Origin of the sequence: Streptomyces sp. NPDC051636 (assembly GCF_044453765.1) — a bacterium.
In the GTDB taxonomy this organism is placed as follows: Bacteria; Actinomycetota; Actinomycetes; order Streptomycetales; family Streptomycetaceae; genus Streptomyces.
Map to the genome: position 1 here is coordinate 223,219 of NZ_JBITDA010000005.1, position 14,721 is coordinate 237,939.

At 72.0% G+C, this 14,721-nt stretch carries 13 protein-coding genes and 1 tRNA gene; 10 read left to right on the forward strand and 4 right to left on the reverse strand.

The genetic code is table 11. From position 1 onward, the window contains the following. Nucleotides 1–62 precede the first annotated feature (62 nt). Nucleotides 63–899: a glycerophosphodiester phosphodiesterase gene (locus ACIBBH_RS12645; RefSeq protein ID WP_399404238.1), complete on the reverse strand. Its 837-nt coding sequence runs from the start codon at nucleotides 897–899 to the stop codon at nucleotides 63–65. A gap of 299 nt (nucleotides 900–1,198) precedes the next feature. Here ACIBBH_RS12645 and ACIBBH_RS12650 point away from each other — a divergent pair, with 299 nt between their 5' ends. Together ACIBBH_RS12650 and ACIBBH_RS12655 are read left to right on the forward strand one after the other, a co-directional pair. Then, nucleotides 1,199–2,632 carry a S1C family serine protease gene (locus ACIBBH_RS12650; protein ID WP_399404239.1) on the forward strand — a complete coding sequence of 478 codons (1,434 nt, stop codon included), beginning with the start codon at nucleotides 1,199–1,201 and terminating at the stop codon, nucleotides 2,630–2,632. A gap of 387 nt (nucleotides 2,633–3,019) precedes the next feature. Beyond that, a tRNA-Ser gene (locus ACIBBH_RS12655) sits at nucleotides 3,020–3,106 on the forward strand. Here the strand turns inward: ACIBBH_RS12655 and ACIBBH_RS12660 are convergent. Then, nucleotides 3,088–3,750: a nucleotidyltransferase family protein gene (locus tag ACIBBH_RS12660; protein ID WP_399404240.1), complete on the reverse strand. Its 663-nt coding sequence runs from the start codon at nucleotides 3,748–3,750 to the stop codon at nucleotides 3,088–3,090. The genes ACIBBH_RS12655 and ACIBBH_RS12660 overlap by 19 nt on opposite strands. A 76-nt stretch (nucleotides 3,751–3,826) precedes the next feature. Further along, complete coding sequence (locus ACIBBH_RS12665; RefSeq protein WP_399404241.1) at nucleotides 3,827–4,693, reverse strand: bifunctional DNA primase/polymerase; 867 nt, start codon at nucleotides 4,691–4,693, stop codon at nucleotides 3,827–3,829. A 716-nt stretch (nucleotides 4,694–5,409) separates the two neighbouring features. On the opposite strand from ACIBBH_RS12665, the gene ACIBBH_RS12670 reads away from it, so the two are divergent. The 7 genes from ACIBBH_RS12670 (at nucleotide 5,410) to ACIBBH_RS12700 (ending at nucleotide 12,663) form a co-directional block, all read left to right on the forward strand. After that, on the forward strand, nucleotides 5,410–6,582 hold the full coding sequence (locus ACIBBH_RS12670) for an acyl-CoA dehydrogenase family protein (protein ID WP_399404242.1): 1,173 nt from the start codon (nucleotides 5,410–5,412) through the stop codon (nucleotides 6,580–6,582). After that, nucleotides 6,579–7,544 carry a bifunctional MaoC family dehydratase N-terminal/OB-fold nucleic acid binding domain-containing protein gene (locus ACIBBH_RS12675; protein ID WP_399404243.1) on the forward strand — a complete coding sequence of 322 codons (966 nt, stop codon included), beginning with the start codon at nucleotides 6,579–6,581 and terminating at the stop codon, nucleotides 7,542–7,544. Before ACIBBH_RS12670 ends, ACIBBH_RS12675 begins: the two co-directional genes overlap by 4 nt. A 1-nt stretch (nucleotide 7,545) precedes the next feature. Continuing rightward, complete coding sequence (locus ACIBBH_RS12680; protein ID WP_399404244.1) at nucleotides 7,546–8,589, forward strand: acyl-CoA dehydrogenase family protein; 1,044 nt, start codon at nucleotides 7,546–7,548, stop codon at nucleotides 8,587–8,589. A 3-nt stretch (nucleotides 8,590–8,592) separates the two neighbouring features. Continuing rightward, entirely contained in the window at nucleotides 8,593–8,997 is a 405-nt protein-coding gene (locus ACIBBH_RS12685) for a MaoC/PaaZ C-terminal domain-containing protein (RefSeq protein WP_399404245.1), read from the forward strand. Beyond that, a complete protein-coding gene (locus ACIBBH_RS12690) occupies nucleotides 8,994–10,160 on the forward strand; it encodes a lipid-transfer protein (RefSeq protein ID WP_399404246.1) in 1,167 nt (388 codons plus the stop codon). The genes ACIBBH_RS12685 and ACIBBH_RS12690 overlap by 4 nt, the downstream gene beginning before the upstream one ends. 147 nt (nucleotides 10,161–10,307) lie before the next feature. After that, on the forward strand, nucleotides 10,308–10,859 hold the full coding sequence (locus ACIBBH_RS12695; protein ID WP_399404247.1) for a SigE family RNA polymerase sigma factor: 552 nt from the start codon (nucleotides 10,308–10,310) through the stop codon (nucleotides 10,857–10,859). Between the two features lie 148 nt (nucleotides 10,860–11,007). Beyond that, nucleotides 11,008–12,663 carry a long-chain fatty acid--CoA ligase gene (locus ACIBBH_RS12700; RefSeq protein WP_399404248.1) on the forward strand — a complete coding sequence of 552 codons (1,656 nt, stop codon included), beginning with the start codon at nucleotides 11,008–11,010 and terminating at the stop codon, nucleotides 12,661–12,663. Nucleotides 12,664–12,758: 95 nt separating this feature from the next. Here the strand turns inward: ACIBBH_RS12700 and ACIBBH_RS12705 are convergent, their stop codons facing one another. Beyond that, nucleotides 12,759–14,012, reverse strand: a complete 1,254-nt coding sequence (locus ACIBBH_RS12705; RefSeq protein ID WP_399404249.1) for an MFS transporter — start codon at nucleotides 14,010–14,012, stop codon at nucleotides 12,759–12,761. Between the two features lie 124 nt (nucleotides 14,013–14,136). On the opposite strand from ACIBBH_RS12705, the gene ACIBBH_RS12710 reads away from it, so the two are divergent. Next, nucleotides 14,137–14,718, forward strand: coding sequence for a TetR family transcriptional regulator (locus ACIBBH_RS12710; RefSeq protein WP_399404250.1), 582 nt, complete (start codon nucleotides 14,137–14,139; stop codon nucleotides 14,716–14,718). The last annotated feature ends 3 nt before the right edge of the window (nucleotides 14,719–14,721 follow it).

A 14,721-nucleotide genomic window follows, 5' to 3' on the forward strand; every position in this document is an offset into this window, starting at 1 on the left:
GGGTGCGGCTGGATTTCGTTGGTGTGGCCGAAAAGCGAGGATGCTTCAGGTGCGCGGCCGGGTCAAGGCCTACGACCGAGTCGGTGCAGCACATCACGCGGGCGGTTGGTGATGATGGCGTCGATGCCCAGCTCGACGCAGAGGTCGACGTCCTCGGGCCGGTTCACCGTCCACACGTGGACCTGGTGGCCGGCGCGCTTCAGCCGCTCGATGTACGCCGGGTGGTTGCGCACGATCCGGATCGAGGGGCCCGCGATCCGGACGCCCGCGGGCAGCCGCCCGTCCCGCAGCCGGGGCGAGACGAACTGCATCAGGTACACCGTCGGCAGCGTCGGCGAGGCGGCACGCACGCGGTGCAGCGAACGAGCCGAGAAGCTCATGACGCGTACGGGTGACTCCGCGGCCGAGGCCGGGGCGTCCAGGCCGAACCGCTTCAGGAGCAGCAGCAGCCGCTCCTCGACCTGCCCCGCCCAGCGCGTGGGGTGCTTGGTCTCGATGGCCAGTTCCACCCGGCGCCCGGCGTCCGCGACCAACGCCAGCAGCCGTTCCAGGGTCAGTACGGAGGTGTCCTCGCGGTCCTCGGGGCGGTGCTCCCAGTCGGGTTCCTCGTCGCGGCTCCGCCAGGTCTCGGGGGTCTTCCAGGAACCGAAGTCCAGGGCGGCCAGATCGGCGAGCTCCAGGGCCGACACCGCTCCGCGCCCGTTGGACGTACGGTTGACGCGCCGGTCGTGGACGCACACCAGGTGGCCGTCCGCGGTCAGCCGGACATCGCATTCGAGGGCGTCCGCACCGTCCTCGATCGCCTTCCGGTACGCGGCGAGGGTGTGCTCGGGGGCGTCCTCGGAGGCTCCCCGGTGGGCGACGACCTGGATGTGGTGCTGTCGTGCGTGGGTGGTCACCGCGTCATGGTGCCACCGAGGAGGGATGCGTGTCGGACCGACGGCGTCGCACACTCATTCTGAGAAGCACCTGAGATGTTCCCGGGATGCGGGTGCTTTGCCTGTCATGTCCGATATAAGGAATAGCCGCGGACCCACAGTCACCGCTTATGGTGCTCTGACGGCCCGTGGGAAAAGCTGACAGCAGACAAAAGCACATGAGCACATGCACAGCTGCATCGCGCCGGGTCGACGACAAGCGTGAACGAGCGTGACCGAGTGCGACCGAGAACAACAGCCGTGGATCGAGGAGAAGAGCTGTGAGCACCGAGAACGAGGGCACCGCGGTACCCCCGGCCCCGTCCGCACCTCCCGTGCCGGTGGCATCTCCCGCTGCTTCCCCGCAGGCAGCCGTGCCCACCGCAGGCGCGCCGGAACAGGGCGCGGCGCAGGCATCCGCGGGCCACGCCGAGGGAGCGCACCCCTCCGGCCCCGCCCCGGACGGCTCCTGGCCGCCCCCGCCCCCCGCGACGCCCTCGTACGCCGACGGCGGCACCGGTGCGGGCTACGGCGGCTCCGGCGGGGGCTCCGGCTGGGGTTCCTCGTACCAGCAACAGCCCGCGCCGAAGTCCGGCCGCGGGCGCGGCGGGCTGCTCGCGGCGGTCCTGGCGGCCGCGCTGGTCGCGGGCGGCCTGGGCGGCGGCCTCGGTTACACCCTGGCCAAGAACAACGACGACACCGGCTCCACCACCGTCTCCGCCTCCAGCAGCGCCTCCCAGGTCAAGCGTGCTCCCGGCACGATCGCCTCGGTGGCCGCCAAGGCCCTGCCGAGCACGGTCACCATCGAGGCGGAGAGCACCAGCGGCGAGGGCGGCACCGGCACCGGGTTCGTCTTCGACACCCAGGGCCACATCGTCACCAACAACCACGTGGTGGCGGACGCGGTGGACGGCGGCAAGCTCACGGCCACCTTCCCGAGCGGCAAGAAGTACGACGCGGAGATCGTCGGCCACGCGCAGGGCTACGACGTGGCGGTCATCAAGCTCAAGAACGCCCCCTCCGACCTCAAGCCGCTCGCCCTCGGCGACTCCGACAAGGTGGCCGTCGGCGACGAGACCATCGCGATCGGCGCCCCCTTCGGCCTGTCCAACACGGTCACGACGGGCATCATCAGCGCCAAGAACCGTCCCGTGGCCTCCAGCGACGGCAGCTCCACCAGCAAGGCCTCCTACATGAGCGCCCTGCAGACCGACGCCTCCATCAACCCCGGCAACTCCGGCGGCCCTCTGCTGGACGCCTCCGGCGCGGTGATCGGCATCAACTCCGCGATCCAGTCCTCCAGCAGCGGTGGCCTCGGCGGCTCCGGCCAGTCCGGTTCGATCGGCCTGGGCTTCGCCATCCCGATCAACCAGGCCAAGTACGTCGCACAGCAGCTCATCAAGACCGGCAAGCCCGTCTACGCCAAGATCGGAGCGTCCGTCTCCCTGGAGGACAGCACGGACGGCGCGAAGATCACCGACCAGGGCGCGGCCGGCTCCGCCGCGGTCGAGTCCGGCGGCCCCGCGGACAACGCCGGCCTCAAGCCCGGTGACGTCATCACCAAGCTCGACGACGACGTGATCGACTCCGGCCCCACCCTGATCGGCGAAATCTGGACCCACAAGCCCGGCGACAAGGTCACGATCACCTACAAGCGCGACGGCAAGGATCACACGGTCGAACTGACCCTGGGCTCGCGGGTGGGCGACAGCTGATCCTCCGGCCACGTACGCACGCAAGGGGTGCCTCTCGGCGAGGGGCACCCCTCGCGCGTGGTCGGAGCTCGAAAACCCCTCGCCGGGTCCAGCCCGCGCCGAGGACCGTGTTCCGCAGGGAAACCCGCATGTCCCGCGACTCCAAGCGGACGACTTCGCACCGGCGCCCCGTTCGGCGGAGGACAGGCGCATCCGGGCCTTCATGGTCCGCTCCGCTTCCTTGGCGGAGACGGCGTGGTCCATGGCGGGCGTCACGCCCCGGTGCCCGGGCGAAACCTCGTGCGGTGTCGTGAGCATGCCGAGCTCCCTCGTGGCGAGGTACATCACCCACGCGCGCGTGCCCACCCGTTACTCTTGTCCCCGCGCCGCCGATCCCGGGCGGCGCGGGGAGGTGTGCCCGAGCGGCCGAAGGGAACGGTCTTGAAAACCGTCGTGGCAGCGATGTCACCGTGGGTTCAAATCCCACCACCTCCGCAGCCACAGAGGGGTGCCTCTCGCTGAGAGGCACCCCTGCCATGTGAAGCAGTAGGCCAGTCCAGCACCGTCAGCTCGGGCCACTGCTGCCGCCACCGAGCCGCTTTCTTCTCGTACACCTCCTTCGGGGCGAGCACCGGGTTGGGTCGTACAACAAGGTTGAAAACGTCGGACAGTCCATGCGGCGCGTAGACGCGCCAGCGCCCCCCGGGTTCCAGGCGCACGCCCAGGCAGCAGGTGGTCGCGGCGAAGCAGTCGATGGCCGCCTCGGTGGAGGGGTGCGGAGCGCACGGCACGCCGAACTTCTGCTCGTACCAGAGGTGGACGCGGGCCTCGTTGCGGATCTCGACCTCGGCGGGCAGACCGGCGAAGGCTTCCTTCCCCGCTCTGATCACCGCGTCCTCCGCCTCCCACGACAGGTCACCGTTGTCGAAGTAGAAGACGTCGTAGTCCTTGATGCCACGGGTGGGCTGCCTGCCGGTGACCACGTTCCACACGGTCTGGAACAGGCATCCCGCTGTCATGTACCAGCCGGGCAGGGCCAGGGACGCCGTGCGGTCGAGTACCTCGAGCAGGACCTCATTGCGGGAGAGGGCGGACTTCAGGGCGACGAGCTGTTCGTCCAGGGGCAGGCGGCCGATCACAGCTCTGACCCTAGAGCTCCTGGTCGCGAGCCGGCCCCTCCCGTTCCCCCGCAGCCCCGGATGGGAGCCCGTGGATTTACGGGCGGTGCCCCGTCATCCGGGCCGCCGACGCGATCGTCGCCCGTGCCTCACGCTCGGACAGCCCCGTGTGGAGGGCCGCGTCGACGAGCGGAGCGACGAGGGCGGGGCCGATGCCGTTCTCGTAGGCGCGGCAGGCGGCCCAGAAAAGGCGGGTGTTGCGCTGCCCCTCGTGGGCGGCGAGGACGAACTGGATCAGGCCCTGGCCGTGGTGTCCGGTGGACGGTGGGGTGGGGTGCGCGGTGCGCGGGGGCGGAACGAGCAGGCGGAGGAGGGTCGGCGGGCAGGCGGCGGGGGCGAGGTGGGCGGTGCCGGGGGCGGTGCCGTAGACGCCGTGGTCGGTGCGGGAGCCGGGGCCGACGAGGTAGCCGCCGGCGCCGCGGATGTCGATGCCGGGGGCGAGCCGGCCGGCGGAGTTGGGGACGACGACGTCCGGTGGGCCGGTCAGCCAGAGGTGGCGGCCGCCGCTGGGGGTGAGGACGACGACCGTCTCGGGGATGGTGAACAGGTGGCGCAGGGCCAGTTCGCGCAGGGCGGCCGGGGAGTCCGTGCCCGATTTCGTGTCCAGGTCGATGCCGATCAGGTGGTGCGGGGGCAGGCCGCAGGCGATGCCGTAGCCGGTGGCCCAGGGGGCGGCGGCGAACAGTTCGCGGATGCGTGCCGGGGCGGTCGAGGCGTCGTACACGCCGTGACCGAGGCGACCGCACTCGCCGTGGCAGGCGGGGGCGGAGGGGTCGTCGCGGTGAGGGGAGCGCAGGGCCGGGAGTTTCGTCCGGGACAGGGGGATGACGGCCAGTCCGCGTTCGGCGGCTGACAGGGCGTGTGCGAGGGCCAGCGTCGTGGTCTGCCGGTCGGAGGTGGCCATGCTTCCATGTTCGTACGTATGTTCGAAAAAGGGAAGGGGGGTCGGTGGTGGCTCACCGGGACGACTCGCCGTGCGGGAGAGGTTGGCCGGACGTGCGCCGGAACGTTTTCTCGCTTGCGGCGCTAGGCGGTCGTCATGTCCCGCACTGTCCTGGCCTGTTACTTCGGTTGCCAGAGGTGGTGAAAAGGGTTTATCGACCTGTCGTCACGCTTGCGTGCGAATCGCGGCTTCCGGGGTGGTTCGCAGGGGATTCGGTGGGCAACCCTGGATTCGAGCATCGTGCACAACCGCCGGCGTCGGCCAACCACCCTGGCCGGAGCCGCACTTCACGCACTCGTTCTGGAGGAGCAGCATGGCGATCATCCGTACCGCCCGTGTGCAACTCGTCCGCCACGCAACAGAAGGCGGTCGGTTCCGGCGCCTCGAACCGGAGCAGCACCGCCCGGGCCAAGGGCTCCGCTTTCGCTGCCCTCCAGCAGGGAAAGCGGAGCAGGCCGCAGCCCGCTTCCCTCGCCTGGGGTGAGCCCGCAGGTGTGAAAACGGACTGAAGACCCTTGTGGTGTGCGCTCAGTGGGTCATGACGCGTCTGCGCGGCGGTGCTTCGGTGCCGCCGCGCAGACGTGTCCGCTTCCCTGGACGACCTTGACACCCGGCACTGTCTGACGGACAGTCAGAAACTGTCGTACGAGGCCCGTCCGAGATCGGGAGGCCCCGCCGTGCACCTCGCGCCCACCGAACGCCAGCAGCGGCTGCGCGCCGAACTCCGCGCCTGCTTCCGGGACCTGATGCCCGCGGGACCGTGCGGCGCCCCCGGTGACACCGACCCGCACGAGCGGCGCACGCTGCTGCGCCGCATCGGCGCCGACGGCTGGCTGGGCCTCGGCCGGCCGGTCGAGTACGGCGGCCAGGGACGGGGCGCGGGCGAGCAGTTCGTGTTCTTCGACGAGGCGTACCGGGCCGGCGCCCCGGTCTCGATGGTCACGCCGAACACGGTCGGGCCCACACTGATGAAGTACGGCAGCGAGGAGCAGAAGGCCTTCTTCCTGCCCCGGATCCTGCGCGGCGAGCTCGCCTTCGCGATCGGCTACAGCGAGCCGTCCGCCGGGACCGATCCGGCCGCGCTGCGGACCCGGGCCGTGCGGGAGGGTGACGGCTGGCTGATCGACGGGCAGAAGGTCTTCACCGCGGGCGCACAGCACGCCGACTGGATCTGGCTCGCCTGCCGCACCGACCCCGAGGCCCCCAAGCACCGCGGCATCTCCCTCCTCCTCGTACGCACGGACGCGCCCGGGTTCTCCTGGACGCCGATCGTGACCGTGGGCGGCCAGACGACGACGGCCACCTACTACGGCGGGGTCCGGGTCCCCGCGGACAGTCTGGTCGGCGCCGAGAACGAGGGGTGGTCGCTGATCACCGACCAGCTCAATCACGAGCGCGTCGCCCTCGCCGCGATCGGCATGCAGGCCGAGGAGTTCCTCGCGGTCGCGCTGACCGCCGCCCGTACCCCCGATCCGGTGACGGGAAGGCGTCGCGTTGACGAGCCGTGGGTGCGTTTTCAACTGGCCGAGACGCATGCCCGGCCGGCGGCATCGCGCCTGCTCAGCTGGCGTTTGGTGGGGGACGTGGGGACCGGTCGAGCAGCCCCCGGCGCGGCCGGCGGGGTGAAGTTCGCGGGAACGGAATCGGCTGTCGCGACGTATCGCATGTGTCAGCACATCGTGGGCGGGACGGGACTCGTCCGATCCGGCTCCCCGGGGGTGTGCGGGGACGGCGAGCTGGAGCGGCTGAACAGGGCGGCGCGGATCAACACGTTCGGGGGCGGGGTGAGCGAGGTGCAGCGGGAGATCGTGGCGACGATGCGGCTCGGGATGACGAGGGGGCGGCGATGAAGGCCACCGCGAGCGACGGCGCCCGGACGGCGGCGCCGGGTGACGGGCCGGACCCGCTGGAAGCGAGGCTGAAGGCGTACGAGGGGCGGCCGTCCGCCGTCGCCGGCCGGGGCAAGGACCCGGTCAACGCGCCGATGATCCGGCACTGGTGCGAGGCCATGGGCGACACCAACCCGGCGTACGAGGGGCCGGACGCCATCGCCCCGCCCGCCATGCTCCAGGCGTGGACCATGGGCGGCCTGTCCGGCCACACGGGCCGCACCGAGGCGTACGACGAACTGCTCGCCCTGCTCGACGAGGCGGGCTGCACCTCGGTCGTTGCCACCGACTGCGAGCAGGAGTACCTGCGGCCCCTGCGGCCCGGCGACGAGGTCACCTTCGACACGGTGATCGAGACGGTGTCGGGACGGAAGACGACGAAGCTGGGCACGGGGTACTTCATCACCACGCGCACGGACGTGCGGGTGGCCGGCGACCTCGCCGGCACCCACCGCTTCCGCGTCCTGAAGTACGCACCGGCCCGGCGGAAGGCCCCCGGGAAGGCCCGCGCCCGCCGCCCCCGCCCGGTGGTCAACCGGGACAACGCCGGCTTCTGGGCGGGCGTGGCCGAGCACCGGCTGCTCATCCAGCGCTGCACCGCCTGCGGCACGCTGCGCCACCCCTGGCTGCCGGGCTGCAACGCCTGCGGCTGCCTGGACTGGGACACGGTCGAGGCGAGCGGTGAGGGGTCGGTCTATTCGTACGTGGTGATGCACCACCCGCCCTTCCCCGCCTTCGAGCCTCCTTACGCGGTCGGGCTGATCGAGCTGGCGGAGGGCGTGCGGATGGTGAGCAACGTGGTCGGGGTGCCGTACGGCAAGGTGCGCATCGGGCTGCCGGTCCGGGTGGAGTTCCTGCGGTACGAGGACGACGAGGGCGCGCTGGACCTGCCGGTGTTCCGGGTCGTCGAGGGCGAGGGGTGACATGGACTTCACGCCCACCGAGGCACAGGGCGGGGCCCGCGAGCCGGCCGCGCGGATCTTCGCCGACCTGGCCACGCACGAGCGGCTGACGGCCACCGGCACCGGCAGCGACCCCGAGTTGTGGAAGGCCCTGTGCGGCGCGGATCTGTTCGGCGCGGTGGAGGAAGTGGGCCTGCTCGGCCTGGTGCTGCTCCTGGAGGAACAGGGGCGCACGACGGCCCAGGTGCCGTACGCGGCCACCTGCGTGTACGGGCTGCTGGCGCTCTTCGCCCACGGCACACCGGAACAGCGGGAACGGCTGCTGCCGGGCGTGCGGTACGGGCATGCGGTGGTGAGCGGGGCGTTTCCCGCGCAGGGGGGCGTACGGGTCTTCGCGCGAGGTGGGGTGATCAGCCGGGCCCGGCTGAGCGGCACCGTCCCCGTCGTCCCCTGGCTGCGGGACGCCACGCACGTCCTCCTCGCCGACGGCGAGAACCGGCTGTGGCTCGTGCCGCTCCGGGTGCATGCCGAGGTCACGCCGGTCGAGCTGACCGCGCCCTGGTCGGCCGGGCGGCTCACGCTCGACGGGGCAGGCGCCGAGCGGCTCGGCGGTGAGGACGCGTCCGCCGACGTCCTGGCCACCGCCCGTACCGCCTTCGCCGGACTACAGGCAGGCGTGTGCGCGGGGTCCATCGCGCGGGCCGTGGCGCACGTCAACACGCGGGAGCAGTTCGGCCGCCCGCTCGGCACCCGGCAGGCCGTGCAGCTCAGGGCCGCCGACGCGCACATGGACACCGAGGCGATACGGGTGACGGCGTACGAGGCGGCCTGGCGGCGGGACGCCCAACTGCCGTACGTCACGCCCGCGCTGACCGCCGCCTGGTGGGCGTCCGAGGCCGGCCGGCGCGTTGTCCGCACGGGCCGGCATCTGCACGGCGGCGCGGGGGACGGCCTCGGCCACCCGGTCCACCGGCACTTCCCGTGGGGGCGGCAGCTGGACGCGTATCTGGGCTGCGGCAGCGAAGTGCTGCAGGAACTGGAGGAGTTGATCGCGAGTGGGGAGTGAGGCATGACGGAGGTGAAGGCCGGCGCACAGCTGCCGCCCCTGGAGATCCCGATCACGCGCACGCTGATCGTGGCCGGTGCGATCGCGTCGCGGGACTACCAGGACGTGCACCACGACCCCGAGCTGGCGCGACGGAAGGGCACCCCGGACGTCTTCATGAACATCCTCACGACCAACGGCCTGGTCGGCCGGTACATCACGGACCACTTCGGGCCCACGGCGGTGCTCCACAAGGTGGCCATCCGGCTGGGGGCGCCCAACTACCCCGGCGACACGATGGTGCTCTCGGGCACGGTCGAGGAGGCGGACGGTGCCACCGCCACGGTCCGGGTCGTCGGGGAGAACGGTATCGGCCGCCATGTGACCGGCACGGTGACGGTCACCGTCCCACCGGAGCGTGCGGCATGAGCGTGCGGACGAGGGACACTCTCGGCGGGCGGGCGGCCATCGTCGGCATCGGGGCGACGGAGTTCTCCAAGGACTCCGGGCGCAGCGAGCTGCGGCTGGCGGTGGAGGCGGTGCGGGCCGCGCTGGACGACGCGGGGCTGACGCCGGGCGACGTGGACGGGATGGTGACGTTCACGATGGACACCAGCCCGGAGATCACCGTGGCGCAGGCCTGCGGCACCGGGGAGCTGTCCTTCTTCTCCCGCATCCACTACGGCGGCGGTGCGGCCTGCGCGACCGTCCAGCAGGCGGCGCTCGCCGTCGCCACCGGCGTGGCCGAGGTGGTGGTCTGCTACCGGGCGTTCAACGAGCGGTCGGGGCGCCGCTTCGGCTCCGGGGTGCAGCACCGGGAGCCGTCGGCGGAGGGCGTGGCGCTCGGCTGGGCCCTGCCGTTCGGGCTGCTCACCCCGGCCTCCTGGGTGGCGATGGCGGCCCAGCGCTACCTGCACACCTACGGGCTGACACCCGAGGCCTTCGGGCACGTGGCCGTCGTCGACCGGGCGTACGCGGCGACCAACCCGGCGGCGTACTTCCACGGCCGTCCGATCACCCTGGCCGACCACGCCGCCTCGCGCTGGACAGTGGAGCCGCTGAGACTGCTGGACTGCTGCCAGGAGACGGACGGCGGCCAGGCTCTGGTCGTGACGTCGGTGGAGCGGGCCCGCGACCTGCCGCACCCGCCCGCCGTGATCGCGGCGGCAGCCCAGGGCGCGGGCCGGGCCCAGGAGCAGATGACCAGCTTCTACCGCGACGACCTGACCGGACTGCCCGAGATGGGCGTGGTGGCCCGCCAGCTGTGGCGGACCTCGGGGCTGGCCCCGGCCGACGTCGACGTGGGGATCCTGTACGACCACTTCACACCTTTCGTGCTGATGCAGCTGGAGGAGTTCGGGTTCTGCGGAAGGGGGGAGGCGGCGGACTTCGTGGCCGAGGAGGGGGTGCCTCTGAACACGCACGGGGGCCAGCTGGGGGAGGCGTACCTGCACGGGATGAACGGGGTGGCGGAGGGCGTGCGCCAGCTGCGGGGCACGGCGGTCAACCTGATACCGGGGGCGGCCCGGGTCCTGGTGACGGCGGGGACGGGGGTGCCGACCTCGGGGCTGGTCCTGACGGCGGACGGATGAGCCCGCACGGGTAAACCCGTAGGACGAGGCGGTCGCCCATCCACCTTCAGGAGGTGGGGCCGGCCCCACCCCTACAACCTGAGGGGGACTCTTCTTCGGGACCTGGGGCCGATCCGCGGTGACAGGCGTCGCTCATAGCGTGGAGCCATGACCACACCCGTCTGCACCAGCGCGTCGGCCGTCGCTGCACCAGCGAGGCAGACCCGGCCCTACCCGTCGTTCTCGTCGTACGTCAGGGCCCGCCAGCCGGTGCTGCTGCGCACCGCCCGGTCGCTGACCGCGAACCCGAGCGACGCCGAGGACCTGCTGCAGACCGCGCTCGCCAAGACGTACGTGGCGTGGGAGCGGATCGAGGACCACCGCGCGCTGGACGGCTACGTCCGCCGGGCGCTGCTGAACACGCGCACGTCGCAGTGGCGCAAGCGCAAGGTCGACGAGTTCGTCTGCGACGAGCTGCCGGAGCCGGTGCCCGGCGAGGACGACCCTGCCGAGCGGCAGGCGCTGCACGACGCGATGTGGCGGGCGATCGGCAAGCTGCCGGCTCGGCAGCGGGCGATGGTAGTCCTCAGGTACTACGAGGACCTGAGCGAGGCCCAGACGGCCGAGGTGCTCGGGGTGTCCGTCGGCACGGTCAAGTCGGCGGTGTCGCGGGCGCTCGGCAAGCTGCGGGAGGACCCCGAGCTCGGGCTCGTCCGCTAGGACCCCGCCGGACCGGCCGGCAGTACCCGCACGCGCCCTCCCAGGGCTCGAAAGTTTTCGAACCCCTAGTGACATACCGCGCGGTATGTGCGCAGAATCAGCGCACCCCTATTACCGCCGTAGGCAATGTCGCCCCCGGGAGGACGCCGTGCTGAGCACGATGCAGGACGTACCGCTGACCGTTACCCGCATCCTGGTGCATGGGGTGCTGGTGCACGGGCGGTCCCAGATCACCACCTGGACCGGGGAGGGGGAGCCGCAGAGGCGCAGCTTCGCCGAGGCGGGCACCCGAGCGGTGCAACTGGCGAACGCCCTGCGGGACGAGCTCGGTGTCCGGGGTGACGACCGGGTCGCGACGCTGATGTGGAACAACGCCGAGCATGTCGAGGCGTACTTCGCGATCCCTTCCATGGGCGCGGTGCTGCACACGCTCAACCTGCGTCTGCCCGCCGAGCAGCTGGTGTGGATCGTCAACCACGCCGCCGACCGCGTGATCATCGTCAACGGTTCGCTGATCCCCCTGCTCGCGCCGCTGCTGCCCAAGCTGCCGACGGTCGAGCACATCGTCGTCTCCGGTCCGGGCGACCGCTCTTTGCTCGACGGTGCGCAGGCACAGGTGCACGAGTACGAGGAGCTGATCGCGGACCGGCCGAAGACCTTCGACTGGCCGGAGATCGACGAACGCCAGGCCGCCGCCATGTGCTACACCTCCGGCACCACCGGCGACCCCAAGGGCGTGGTGTACAGCCACCGTTCGATCTACCTGCACTCCATGCAGGTCAACATGACCCAGTCGATGGGCCTGACCGACCAGGACACCTCGCTGGTCGTGGTCCCCCAGTTCCACGTCAACGCCTGGGGCCTGCCGCACGCCACCTTCATGACCGGTGTCAACATGCTGATGCCGGACCGCTTCCTGCAGCCCGCGCCGCTCGCCGAGATGATCGAGCGGGAGCGGCCCACGCACGCCGCCGCCGTCCCCACCATCTGGCAGGGTCTGCTCGGCGAACTTGCCGCCCGGCCCCGGGACGTCACGTCCCTCACCCAGGTCACCATCGGCGGCTCGGCCTGCCCGCCCTCCCTCATGGAGGCCTTCGACAAGCTCGGTATGCGGGTCTGTCACGCCTGGGGGATGACGGAGACGTCCCCGCTGGGCACGGTCGCCCGGCCGCCGGCCCACGCGGTCGGCACCGAGGAGGAGTTCGCCTACCGGCTCACCCAGGGCCGCTTCCCGGCCGGCGTCGAGGGCCGTCTCACCGGCCCCGGCGGTGAGCGCCTGCCCTGGGACGGCGAGTCCGCCGGCGAGCTGGAGGTCCGCGGCCCGTGGATCGCCGGCGCCTACTACAACGGCCCCGACGCCGAACCCCTGCGTCCCGCCGACAAGTTCAGCGAGGACGGCTGGCTGAAGACGGGGGACGTGGGGACGATCTCCCCCGACGGTTTCCTCACCCTCACCGACCGCGCCAAGGACGTCATCAAGTCCGGCGGCGAGTGGATCTCCTCCGTCGAGCTGGAGAACGCCCTGATGTCCCACCCGGACGTCGCCGAGGCCGCCGTGGTCGCCGTCCCCGACGACAAGTGGGGCGAGCGTCCGCTGGCCACCGTCGTCCTCAAGGAGGGCGCCACCGCCGACTTCGAGACCCTCCGCGGCTTCCTCGCCGAGGAGGCCCACATCGCCAGATGGCAGCTCCCGGAGCGCTGGTCGGTCGTCGAGTCGGTGCCGAAGACGAGCGTGGGGAAGTTCGACAAGAAGGTGCTGCGCAAGCGCTACGCGGAGGGGGAGCTGGACATCACCCGGCTCTGATTCGCCCGGGCGCCCGCAAAGGCACCCGCGCATACACCGCCACAGGCATCCGCCGGGCGGGCCCCCCAAGGGGCCCTGCTCGGCGGACGGCGCCGTCACCGTCGTACCGCCGTGGTGGTCCACCCCAGCACCAGCCACAGCCCCGCCACCGCGCTCACTCCGCCCCAGCCCCAGTGGCTGAAGGCGAGGCCCGCCAGGGTCGAGGCCAGGGCGCCGCCGGCGAAGCTGGAGACGACGTAGGCGGTGTTGGCGGTGGCCGGGGCGGAGGTGGTCGTCAGGGCCAGCGTCTGGTTGGCGACGTGGGAGGCGACCAGGGCGGCGTGGATGGCGATCGCGGCGGCGAACAACGCGGCGAGCACGTGTCCGCCGAGCCAGAACAGCGGCACGGACACGGCGGCGAGCAGATAGGCGGAGCGCACGACCCTCGCGGCGCCGAAGCGGTCGACCAGGCCGCCCGCGAGCGGGGCCACCGCGCTGGCGGTGAGGCCGAAGAGGCCGAACAGACCGGCGGTCGCGGTGGACAGGCCGTACACCGGGCCGGTCAGCAGCAGGGCGAGCGAGGTCCACAGGGCGCTCCAGGCGCCGAACATCCCGGCCTGCCTGACGCACGCCCGCCACAGTCCGGGCGAGCGGCGGACCAGCCCGGGCAGGGCGGTCAGTCCGGCGAACAGCGGACCGGTGCGGCGGCGGTGCTCCCTGGGCAGGGCGGCGGCGGTGGCCAGGCCGAGGACCAGGGTCAGCACGCCCGCACCGGCGAACACCCAGCGCCAGCCGAAGGCCTGCCCGGCCAGGCCCCCGACGACCCGGGCCGCGACGATGCCGGTGAACAGGCCCGCGATGACGGCCGCGACATGGCGGGCGCGGTGGTGGGCGGGGGCGCGTTCGGCGACCAGCGGGACGAGCAGCTGCGGGACGACGGTCGCCGCGGAGGAGACGAAGACGGCGGCGGCGAGGCCGGCGGTGCCGGACGCGGCCGCGCCGAGCGCCAGCGCGGCCGTCGTGGCCAGCGACAGCAGGGCGACGAGCGGACGGCGGTCGACGCGGTCGCCGAGCGGGGCGAAGAAGAGCAGACCGGCCGCATAGCCGAACTGGGCGACCGAGGCGATCCAGGTCACGGCCGAGGGGGCGGTGTCGAAGTCGTGGGCGATGAGGGGAAGCAGCGGGGCCGCGAGGTAGATGTTGGCGGCCGTGACGGCGGTGCAGACGGCGATGAGGACGAGGAGGAGCCGGCCGGAGGCGGCCTGCCCGCGGGCGGGGACTCCGCGCCCCTGGGCCCCCTGGGCGGCGGCTTGGGCGCCCCGGGCCCCCTGTGCCTCGCGTGTCTCGTGGTCCGAGGTTGCTGACGACATGACCCCAGTACTCCTTACGGCCGACTCTCGCAACTAACTGGTTGGTTGGATACCGGAACAGCGTGCAGGGCACCGGAATTCCCTGTCAACCAAATAGTTGGTTACTAGCCGCTACCCTGATCGCATGGCAGCAGTGAGGGACCCCCAGGCCACCAAGGCCCGCATCTTCCGGGCGGCGGTTGCCGAGTTCGCCCGGCACGGCATCGCGGGCGCGCGTATCGACCGCATCGCGTCCGAGGCCCAGGCCAACAAGCAGCTCATCTATGCCTACTTCGGCAACAAGGCGGAGCTGTTCACCCAGGTCCTGGGCACCTGCATGGTCGACCTCGCCGCCGCCGTCCCCGTCGACGCGGACGACATCGAGGGCTGGGTCGACCGCCTGCTCGACTACCACGCCGCCCACCCCGAGCTGCTGCGGCTGCTCTTCTGGGAGGGCATCGAGTACGGCACCGCCGAGCTGCCCGACGAGGCCGCCCGCCAGGACCACTACGCCCGCAAGGTCGCCACGCTCGCGGACGGCCAGGCCAGAGGCGTGATCACGGACGCCATCCCGGCCGGTGACCTGCTGATCCTGCTGACCGCGCTGACCAACTGGATCGCCGTCGTCCCGCAGATGAGCCGCATCCTCGCGGGCGGCGAGGACACCGACCGCGAGCGCCTGCGGGCCTCCATCAAGGAGGGGGCCCGCAGGCTGGTCGCCCGCTGAGGC

Bases quoted from the DNA above. Each gene is read 5' to 3' on its own strand.
- ACIBBH_RS12680 (WP_399404244.1), top strand. From the start codon at position 7,546: ATGGACTTCACGCCCACCGAGGCACAGGGCGGGGCCCGCGAGCCGGCC.
- ACIBBH_RS12690 (WP_399404246.1), top strand. From the start codon at position 8,994: ATGAGCGTGCGGACGAGGGACACTCTCGGCGGGCGGGCGGCCATCGTC.
- ACIBBH_RS12675 (WP_399404243.1), top strand. From the start codon at position 6,579: ATGAAGGCCACCGCGAGCGACGGCGCCCGGACGGCGGCGCCGGGTGAC.
- ACIBBH_RS12705 (WP_399404249.1), bottom strand. From the start codon at position 14,012: ATGTCGTCAGCAACCTCGGACCACGAGACACGCGAGGCACAGGGGGCC.
- ACIBBH_RS12695 (WP_399404247.1), top strand. From the start codon at position 10,308: ATGACCACACCCGTCTGCACCAGCGCGTCGGCCGTCGCTGCACCAGCG.
- ACIBBH_RS12685 (WP_399404245.1), top strand. From the start codon at position 8,593: ATGACGGAGGTGAAGGCCGGCGCACAGCTGCCGCCCCTGGAGATCCCG.
- ACIBBH_RS12665 (WP_399404241.1), bottom strand. From the start codon at position 4,693: ATGGCCACCTCCGACCGGCAGACCACGACGCTGGCCCTCGCACACGCC.
- ACIBBH_RS12710 (WP_399404250.1), top strand. From the start codon at position 14,137: ATGGCAGCAGTGAGGGACCCCCAGGCCACCAAGGCCCGCATCTTCCGG.